The sequence below is a fragment of the Bacillus cereus group sp. N31 genome, from assembly GCF_016483245.1.
Lineage (GTDB): Bacteria > Bacillota > Bacilli > Bacillales > Bacillaceae_G > Bacillus_A > Bacillus_A toyonensis.
In genome coordinates, this window is sequence record NZ_JAEHCH010000039.1 from 19706 (window position 1) to 29258 (window position 9553).

A 9553-nucleotide genomic window follows, 5' to 3' on the forward strand; every position below is an offset into this window, starting at 1 on the left:
CATAAAATAGGTTGGATAAAATTGATATGAATAGGGAGAAAAATTCTAATGAATTGCTTAGTTGCAAAAGGTAGTATTTATTATGAAATCGTAGGGAATGGCTTTCCAATATTAATAATGCATTCAATGGGTACAGACCATAAATCTATGAAAGCCTGGATAGAGCCAATTTTTGATAAGATTCAGGGTTTTCAGAGGATATATATAGATTTACCCGCTCACGGTCGAAGTTTAATTGATGAAAATTTCAACTCTTCAGATGATATGCTTTTAAATATTTTGAACTTTATTGATATGACAATTCCTAACCAAGCATTTTCTCTTATTGGTTTTTCATTTGGAGGATATTTGGCACAAGGTGTTTTACACCATAGACATAAAAATGTAAAGAGTATTTGTTTTCTGGCTACTTCACTTCATTTGAAAAATAGGGATCTTCCTAAAAAAATAGTTATTACAAAAGATGAAGATTTATTAACAGAATTGGATTCTGATATAATAATGGCTTTTGAGACATTGATGAATTATCAAAATAAAGAGAACCTTAATTACTTTTTAAACGAAATCCAACCTGGACGATTATTAGCTAATAAAAAATTTTTAATGTCCAATTGGAGAGAGAAAGGGTATTTTCTTTCTGAAGAACCGCTTAATGATGTAAGTACACTTACACAACCTGTACTCATCATTCTAGGGAAACAAGATTCAATCTGTGGCTATAAAGATCACTTTTTTCTTCTAGAAAAATTTCCGAATGCTACGTTTTCCATTTTAGATGGTGCTGGTCATATGCTTCAAATAGAAAAACGTAAAATAGTACAAGAACTAATCAAAGACTGGCTAATTAGGAGCAATTCAGTTTGCGAATCAAGCGAGTAAATACAATCGATAACTTTTTCAACCAAATTTCTATATCTGTTGCTTGTCAGTGCATTTTGTTGTTCTTCAACTAACAGGTGCTCTAGTTCAATAAGGATTAAATGGATAGAAATTAAACAACTTTAAAGAGCCTTAGCACAATAAAAAAAGCAGGTACCTCTTCATTCAAAGGCATCTGCTTCTTTTTACATTGACTCTATAATCATTTGTCTTTCATACCACTTGTTTAGTTTTTCATTAACACTTTTTGAAATACGCTTCATTTTGTTATTACAGAATCTTGATAGTGTAGCAGGGGATAGACCTATTTCATCTGCTATCTCACGCATTGTTTTATTTTGATGCATATGCTGATGCATAATTTTCTCTCGAATCATATCCTCTGACCCTACAGTAGGTTGTTTTACTGTATCTACAATATAACGCTCCTCTTGCTTCTCTTGCGTATCTATTGTTTTTTTCTTCACCATACTATCTATATTATTCATCAATTCTTGTGGTGGTAAGATAATGATTCCTAATTTTGAATAGTAATTCTTAAACCAATTACGTTCTCCTATCTTTGTTTCATCCAATTCCTCTGCATACGCCCAATGTGAAATTACATTTTCTTTTTCTAAATCATTTAAAACATTTTCTAGTTGTTCACGAATTCGAGTTGGGCGCCCCTTTGTAGTTGTAATACCCATTACAGATAGTAAACCTTTTTCTCCACCAATGGAGTATGGTCTTTTTAAAGTACTGTATTGTTGACGGATTCGCCACTGCCAGGATAAATAACGTATTAAACGTTTATGAAACTTGTGTCTATAGCTATTATACTCTAATGCTTTTTTCGATAATAAAGCAGTTGTGCTATTAGATCCATACAAATAGCCCGATAAAAAACTACCTGGTTTAATCTTACAGGATTCTATCCCCATATATTCATTAGTATTCTTATCTCTCCATAACACTACAGAGTCCAGTACGAATAGCCTTTTAATTACTTCACGTTTTACTTCAAATTTTTCCCCAGTTTCAGCTTGATCGTTCAATACTACAACTTCATTATCATCATTCAAATAAATAAAGATGCTTGCTAACGCTGCAATACGTTGCGCTACTTTTATCTTATCTTCTGCACGATAATACTCTACACCGTTTGCAGATGCTTTTGGCATATTACATAATTCCAACACATTTTCATAACTAAAATCTATGAATTCATCTGGAGATTTAGCTTGATTTAACCATTGTATTGTAATGGTATCCAAACAGTCTGCTGTAAGATCATCCATATTACTAATTACTCCATCAACCAATATAGACCATCTTTCTGCTTCGTTTGTATTCACTAATCTCAAATCCTCATCCTTATGTGAAGATAGTTGTGCAACTCCGCTTGAATTTTTTGTTTCTAATGGCAGTACCGGTTTTGCTACTGCTTCATCTTCCTCAAAATGATTTTTTGCTATTCCATCACGTAATTGATAGTACATTGCGTCATTGGTTACAGGATAGTAATCATCCGATATATCTTCTATATGTTCTGTTACCTGACTATCTTCAAAAATTGAAATTTGAGTTGGTTCAACTGCTTCAACTTTTTCTCCGAATTCTTGTTCAATGATCTTATCTAGTACATTTTGAATTTCAATTTTATATTTATTCAGATTGGCATAAATGTTTAATAACGATATTCCTTGCTCTTGTTTCTGACCTAACCAAGAAACAAGTGTCGAAAAGGAAGGGGACATATTAGCTGATGTTACTAATTTATCGTGATTCCCTTGTACTTCTTTATAATATTTATTCCATTTGGCCCATAACTGCTTGTTTTCTTCATAAATTGGAGCAGCAAGTAGGAGGGCATCACTAAACAATGCTAACACTTTCTCCATATTTAAATACCTCCTAACAATGTTAATTACAAATATAATTTGAATCTTAAAAATGTGAAACGCCATAGCTATATGATGGCTATATAACCTTTAAGCTGAAATATTGTCTGAATAATCTACATAATCGCTGTTTTTTTACACGTTTTACTGTGAATCATTTAAATTCTCTTTACTTGTCTTTAATTATATAAAACTGCTTCTATTTGTAAAATCATTACTTTACAATACAATTTCAATTTTTAAAAGTTTTTAATGCTCAAATTCAGTTACTATTACATTCTTAACATCTATATTTTTGATTCAAAAGTTGTAAACCCGAGTGGTAAATCTGTTGATATAAGTCCTTGGATATCGTATTCTTCAGTTTTTCATTCCCTAAATCTTCTTCATCAACAATAAAAGTTTTTGGGGCGACTCGATTTGTTAGCTTGATAATTATGGGGCTTTCCTCTAAAAGAACCACAGCAAAAAATAAAAGCGCTTGCATAATTAAAAATCCGAGTTATAATACTTGTATACAAGTATACTTGATTAACACGAGGTGAATTTATGACGAAATCAATGGAATTTCTTTATCCTGAAAAATGGCTTTCAAAAGCTTCTACAGGTGATCGTGTTGCGAGCGAACTGAGAATGCGCATTATTGCAGGTGAAATTGAAAGCGGTACCATCCTATCAGAAAATAAATTAGCTGCCGATTTTTCTGTAAGTCGGTCACCCGTTCGTGAAGCATTAAAAGTACTAGCTTCTGAAAATATTATTCGCTTAGAAAGAATGGGTGCAGTTGTCATTGGTTTAACCGAGAAAGAAATCGAAGAAATATATGATGTTCGTTTACTTATAGAGACGTTTATCTTTGAGCGACTTGTAAAGATGGACACAAATGATTTAGTAAGAGAACTAAATAAAATAATGGAAATGATGAAAATCGCCATTAAATACCATGATTCTGATGAGTTTTCTTATCAAGATCTCTTATTCCATGAAACGATTATTCGAACCATTGAGCATTCCTACATCCTGATGATTTGGAATAATTTAAAGCCTGTTATGGAAAGCTTAATCCTTTTATCAATGCGTACTCGTTTCAAGGAAAAGTACGAAGACTTTGAACGGGTTATTAAAAATCATGAGCTTTATATAAAAGCAATCGAATCAAAAGATCGAGCCCTCATGATTGAGGCCTTACATCAAAACTTTGATGATGTTCAAGGGAAAGTTGAAGATCTCTGGATGTCACAACAAATGTTATCTAAAGGAGTAGAGCAAGGACATGAGTAGCTATATGTTAGGTATAGATATCGGTACAACAAGTACGAAAGCAGTTTTATTTACTGAAAAAGGCGAAGTCATCCAAACCGAGAATATTGGTTATCCACTTCACACACCGGATATATCCACAGCGGAACAAGATCCAGAAGAGATTTTCCAAGCTGTTTTACAAGCAATATCAAATATAACGAAACAGCATTCAGATAAAAAACCATCGTTTATTTCATTTAGCAGTGCTATGCATAGTGTCATTGCTATGGATGAAAATGATCAGCCGCTGACACCTTGTATCACTTGGGCAGATAATCGTAGTGAGGCGTGGGCACATAAAATCAAAGATGAACTGAATGGCCATGAAGTTTATAGACGAACAGGAACACCTATTCACCCAATGTCACCATTAAGTAAAATTACATGGATTGTGAATGATCATCCGGAAATTGCTATTAGAACGAAAAAATATATTGGAATCAAAGAATATATCTTCAAACAATTCTTTAATCAATATGTTGTTGATCATTCCATCGCCTCGTGCATGGGTATGATGAACTTAAAAACGCTAGATTGGGATGAGGAGGCTTTAAAAATTGCTGGTATAACATCAGCTCAATTATCTGAACTCGTACCAACCACCCAAATATTCAGCAACTGCAATCCAGATTTAGCCCAAAAGATTGGTATCGATTCACAAACACCGTTTGTCATTGGTGCCAGTGATGGGGTGCTTTCTAATCTAGGTGTGAATGCAATTCGAAAAGGTGAGATTGCTGTCACAATTGGAACAAGTGGTGCTATTCGGACCATCATTGACAAGCCACAAACAGATAAAAAAGGAAGAATATTTTGTTATGCCTTAACTGAAAAGCATTGGGTAATTGGTGGACCTGTAAACAATGGAGGAATGGTCCTTCGTTGGATTCGTGATGAACTTGCTTCATCAGAAGTAGAAACTGCGAAAAGACTAGGAATTGATCCATACGATGTATTAACTAAAATAGCTGAACGTGTGAGACCTGGTGCAGACGGATTATTATTCCATCCATACCTCGCTGGTGAACGTGCACCATTATGGAATCCAGATGTACGTGGCTCCTTCTTCGGTTTAACGATGTCACATAAGAAGGAACATATGATTCGTGCTGCTTTAGAAGGCGTTATATATAATTTATACACTGTATTCTTAGCGTTAACCGAATGCATGGATGGTCCTGTAACCCGTATTCAAGCAACAGGCGGCTTCGCAAGGTCTGACGTTTGGCGACAGATGATGTCCGATATTTTCGCATCTGAAGTCGTTGTTCCAAAGAGCTATGAAAGCTCTTGTCTAGGTGCATGTATATTAGGTCTCTATGCCACAGGAAAAATTGATTCTTTTGAAATCGTTTCCGAAATGGTTGGGAGTACCTACAAACATACACCGAAAGAAGAAGCAACAAAAGAATACAGACAATTACTGCCGATATTTATTAACCTATCAAGGGCGCTAGAAGATGATTATACACGAATTGCAAATTATCAAAGAAATTTAATAAAGTAAAACTTTCATCAGTAATCCCCACGCCTCGCTTCTATTTAAATATCGAGGTGGGGGGCCTTACTGCCCACGAATAGCGGGATAAATACAAATACAGCTAAGATTAGGGGGGAACTACGATGCCATTAGTCATTGTAGCAATTGGGATTTTAGCATTACTTTTACTGATTATGCGCTTTAAATTAAATACCTTTATTTCATTAATCATTGTATCGGTCGGGGTTGCTTTAGCACTTGGAATGCCACCAGAAAAGATTTTTAAAACCATTGAAGCGGGATTAGGCGGAACACTTGGTCATTTAGCACTCGTTTTTGGACTTGGTGCGATGTTAGGTAAGTTGCTTTCAGATTCTGGGGGCGCACAACGCATTGCCATGACCCTTGTGAAAAAATTTGGTGAAAAGAACATTCAATGGGCTGTTGTGACTGCCTCATTTATTATCGGGATTGCATTATTTTTTGAAGTAGGATTAGTATTATTAATTCCAATTGTATTTGCGATTTCAAGAGAATTAAAAGTTTCTATCTTATATCTCGGTATTTCGATGGCAGCAGCTTTATCTGTAACACACGGATTTTTACCGCCACACCCAGGACCAACTGCTATCGCTGGTGAATTGCATGCAAACATCGGTGAAGTATTACTTTACGGTTTTATGATAGCGGTTCCAACGGTTGTGTTAGCTGGACCTGTATTTACTAAACTTGCAAAAAAACTAGTACCTGATGCGTTCACAAAAACCGGTAATATCAAATCTTTAGGTGAGCAGAAAGTATTTAAACTTGAAGAAACTCCTGGCTTTGGAATCAGTGTTTTTACCGCTTTACTGCCTGTTCTTTTAATGGCAGTCGCTACAATTATTACTTTGCTGCAAAAAACAATGGGATTCAAAGATAATAGTTTACTAGCAACGATTGAGTTTATTGGGAATGCGGATACTGCCATGTTGATATCCTTACTAGTTGCGATCTATACAATGGGATTGGCAAGAAATATTCCAATCAAAAACGTGATGGAATCTTGTACAACAGCGATCTCAAATATTGGGATGATGCTCTTAATTATTGGTGGAGGTGGCGCTTTCAAACAAGTATTAATTGATGGAGGCGTTGGTAACTATGTAGCCGAATTATTCAAAGGAACTTCATTATCACCGATCTTGCTCGCATGGATTATCGCTGCCATCTTACGTATTTCATTGGGGTCTGCTACGGTTGCTGCATTAACAACTGTCGGTTTAGTGATTCCGATGTTAGGTCAATCTGATGTTAACCTTGCTTTAGTTGTCCTTGCAACAGGGGCTGGTAGTTTAATTGCTTCACACGTGAACGATGCTGGTTTCTGGATGTTTAAAGAGTACTTTGGTTTAAGCATGAAAGAAACATTTGCAACATGGACTTTACTTGAGACTATCGTTTCTGTAGCCGGATTAGGGTTTACTTTATTATTAAGTTTATTTGTATAGATCTTTCTAAACAGTAAAAGGGATACGGAAGCTGTTTAATTTGATTTTCCGTAATTAACCAGTTATTTTTCATGATTGATTAATAAGGATGAAAATCTCTCTTTATTTTTTAACTTGATAGTGATGTGCCGTGTCCCTATAATCTTTCGCAAGAATACTGGCGGAGCCTATTGAAATGAAAAAGATTGATTATTTGATTAAAGTGTTATTTTAGGTATATATACTATAATACAGAGTAACATACATGGAAAGGAACGATGGAATATGGCAAAGTTACAAATTGGAGTTGTTGGTGTGGGCGTTATGGGAAAAAGTCTCGCACTTAACTTTGAGAGCAAAGGGTATTCTGTTGCCCTATATGATATTTCAAAGGAAAAAGTTGATGAAATCATTGAGGAAAACCGTGGTAAAAAATTAGTTGGTACTCATATAGTTGAAGAGTTTGTTAACTCACTTGAATCACCTAGAAAGATTTTATTAATGGTTAATGCAGGGGGAATTACAGATAAGGCGATTGATTCTCTAGTCCCTCACCTCGATAAAGGTGATATTTTAATTGACGGTGGTAATACATACTTTGTCGATACAATTCGCCGAAACAAACGTCTTGCCGAAGAAGGAATCAATTTCATCGGTGCAGGTGTGTCAGGCGGCGAAGAGGGTGCATTGAAGGGACCATCTATTATGCCAGGCGGACAGAAGGATGCATACGAAAAAGTAAAAGATATGCTTGAAAACATCTCTGCAAAAGTAAATAACGAGCCTTGCTGTTCTTATATCGGACCTAATGGGGCAGGTCACTATGTAAAGATGGTTCACAACGGTATTGAGTATGGAGATATGCAATTAATTTGTGAAGCATATTTCTTCTTGAAACAAACACTTGATTTGACTGCAGAAGAGTTCCATGAAATATTTGCTGAATGGAATAAAGGTGAACTGAACAGCTATCTAATTGAGATTACCGCCGATATCTTCAAGAAGAAAGATGAAGAAACTGGTAAGCCATTAGTGGATGTTATTCTTGATACTGCAGGACAAAAGGGTACAGGGAAATGGACAAGCCAAAGCGCACTTGATTTAGGTATCTCTCTGCCTATTATCACGGAATCTGTATTTGCACGTTGCATTTCTGCTTTAAAAGAAGAGCGTGTGAACGCAAGCAAAGTTTTATCTGGCCCTAAAGATAAAACAGCAATTGGAGTTGAAAAAGCTGAATTAATTGAAGCAGTGCGCCAAGCTTTATATATGAGTAAAATTTGTTCTTATGCACAAGGATTCACGCAATTGAAGGCAGCTTCTGAGGAATATGATTGGAACCTTGATTTTGGCAGCATTTCTATGCTTTGGAGAGGCGGATGTATTATCCGTGCTGCCTTTTTACAGAACATTAAAGAGGCTTATGAAACAAACACTGACCTACCGAACCTTTTACTTGATCCATACTTTAAAGAAATTGTAGAGTCATATCAAGGTGGATTACGCCAAATTATCTCAATGGCGGTACAACAGGGCATTCCGATACCTGCATTTTCAGCAGCAATTTCTTATTATGACAGCTATCGTACTGCCAAACTACCTGCAAACTTGTTACAAGCGCAGCGCGATTATTTTGGAGCGCATACGTATAAACGAGTAGATAAAGAAGGTACATTCCATACAAAATGGATATAAAATAAGAAATGGACTAAGATTAAATTCTTAGTCCATTTTTCATCCCACAATTCGCAGGCTATAAGACTCCCACTGATGGAAGTTTACTTTAAACGAATGACTGAATCAAAATGCGTTTATTTTTCCCATTTAGATGAAAAACCACACATAACCTTTAAGGTGAAATGTTATCTGAATAATCCGCACGATTGTTGGTTTTTACTCCTTTTATTTTGGATCAATTAAATCCTCTTTACTTGTCTTTAATTATATAAAACTGCTTCTATTTGTAAAATCACTTCTTTACAATACAATTTCAATTTTTAAAAGTAAGTTAGTTAAACAAACTGATTTTTTGCTTAACGCCTAGATAATTTGTTACTTTAAGTCAAAACTTAAATCCCCCAGCTGCTTCTTATTTAAAACTACATAGCCTTATCACGGCTATTATTTCTTACTTGAAACTATGTAGCCTTATCGCGGCTATTACTTCTTACTTGAAACTATATAAGCCTTATCACGGCTATAAGCTCTTATTTGAAACTATACATAGCCTTATCATGGCTATAAGCTCTTATTTGAAACTACATAGCCTTATCATGGCTATAAACTCTTATTTGAAACTGCATAGCCTTATCATGGCTATAAGCTCTTATTTGAAACTAGGTAGCTTTATCATGGCTATAAGCTCTTATTTGAAACTACATAGCCTTATCATGGCTATAAGCTCTTATTTGAAACTAGGTAGCTTTATCTTGGCTTTAAGCTCTTATTTGAAACTATATAGCTTTATCATGGCTATAAGCTCTTATTTGAAACTACATAGCCTTATCATGGCTATAAACTCTTATTTGAAACTGCATAGC

The 9553-nt window shown here is 35.2% G+C and carries 6 protein-coding genes; 5 read left to right on the plus strand and 1 reads right to left on the minus strand.

The features are described from left to right. Positions 1-48: 48 nt before the first annotated feature. Positions 49-879, plus strand: coding sequence for an alpha/beta fold hydrolase (locus JDS81_RS28060; RefSeq protein WP_097954923.1), 831 nt, complete (start codon positions 49-51; stop codon positions 877-879). A 185-nt stretch (positions 880-1064) separates the two neighbouring features. Here JDS81_RS28060 and JDS81_RS28065 read toward each other — a convergent pair whose 3' ends face one another. Then, positions 1065-2762, minus strand: a complete 1698-nt coding sequence (locus tag JDS81_RS28065; RefSeq protein ID WP_000416754.1) for a helix-turn-helix domain-containing protein — start codon at positions 2760-2762, stop codon at positions 1065-1067. Positions 2763-3311: 549 nt separating this feature from the next. Between JDS81_RS28065 and gntR the strand changes: the two genes are divergently transcribed. The 4 genes from gntR to gndA all read left to right on the plus strand — a co-directional run bounded on the left by gntR (position 3312) and on the right by gndA (position 8708). Beyond that, complete coding sequence (gntR, locus tag JDS81_RS28070) at positions 3312-4043, plus strand: gluconate operon transcriptional repressor GntR (protein ID WP_000167473.1); 732 nt, start codon at positions 3312-3314, stop codon at positions 4041-4043. Then, positions 4036-5571, plus strand: a complete 1536-nt coding sequence (gntK, locus tag JDS81_RS28075) for a gluconokinase (protein WP_097954925.1) — start codon at positions 4036-4038, stop codon at positions 5569-5571. The genes gntR and gntK overlap by 8 nt, the downstream gene beginning before the upstream one ends. Before the next feature lie 116 nt (positions 5572-5687). Continuing rightward, on the plus strand, positions 5688-7034 hold the full coding sequence (gene gntP, locus JDS81_RS28080; protein ID WP_001131717.1) for a gluconate permease GntP: 1347 nt from the start codon (positions 5688-5690) through the stop codon (positions 7032-7034). Positions 7035-7298: 264 nt separating this feature from the next. Further along, entirely contained in the window at positions 7299-8708 is a 1410-nt protein-coding gene (gene gndA / locus JDS81_RS28085; protein ID WP_097954926.1) for an NADP-dependent phosphogluconate dehydrogenase, read from the plus strand. Positions 8709-9553 lie beyond the last annotated feature (845 nt).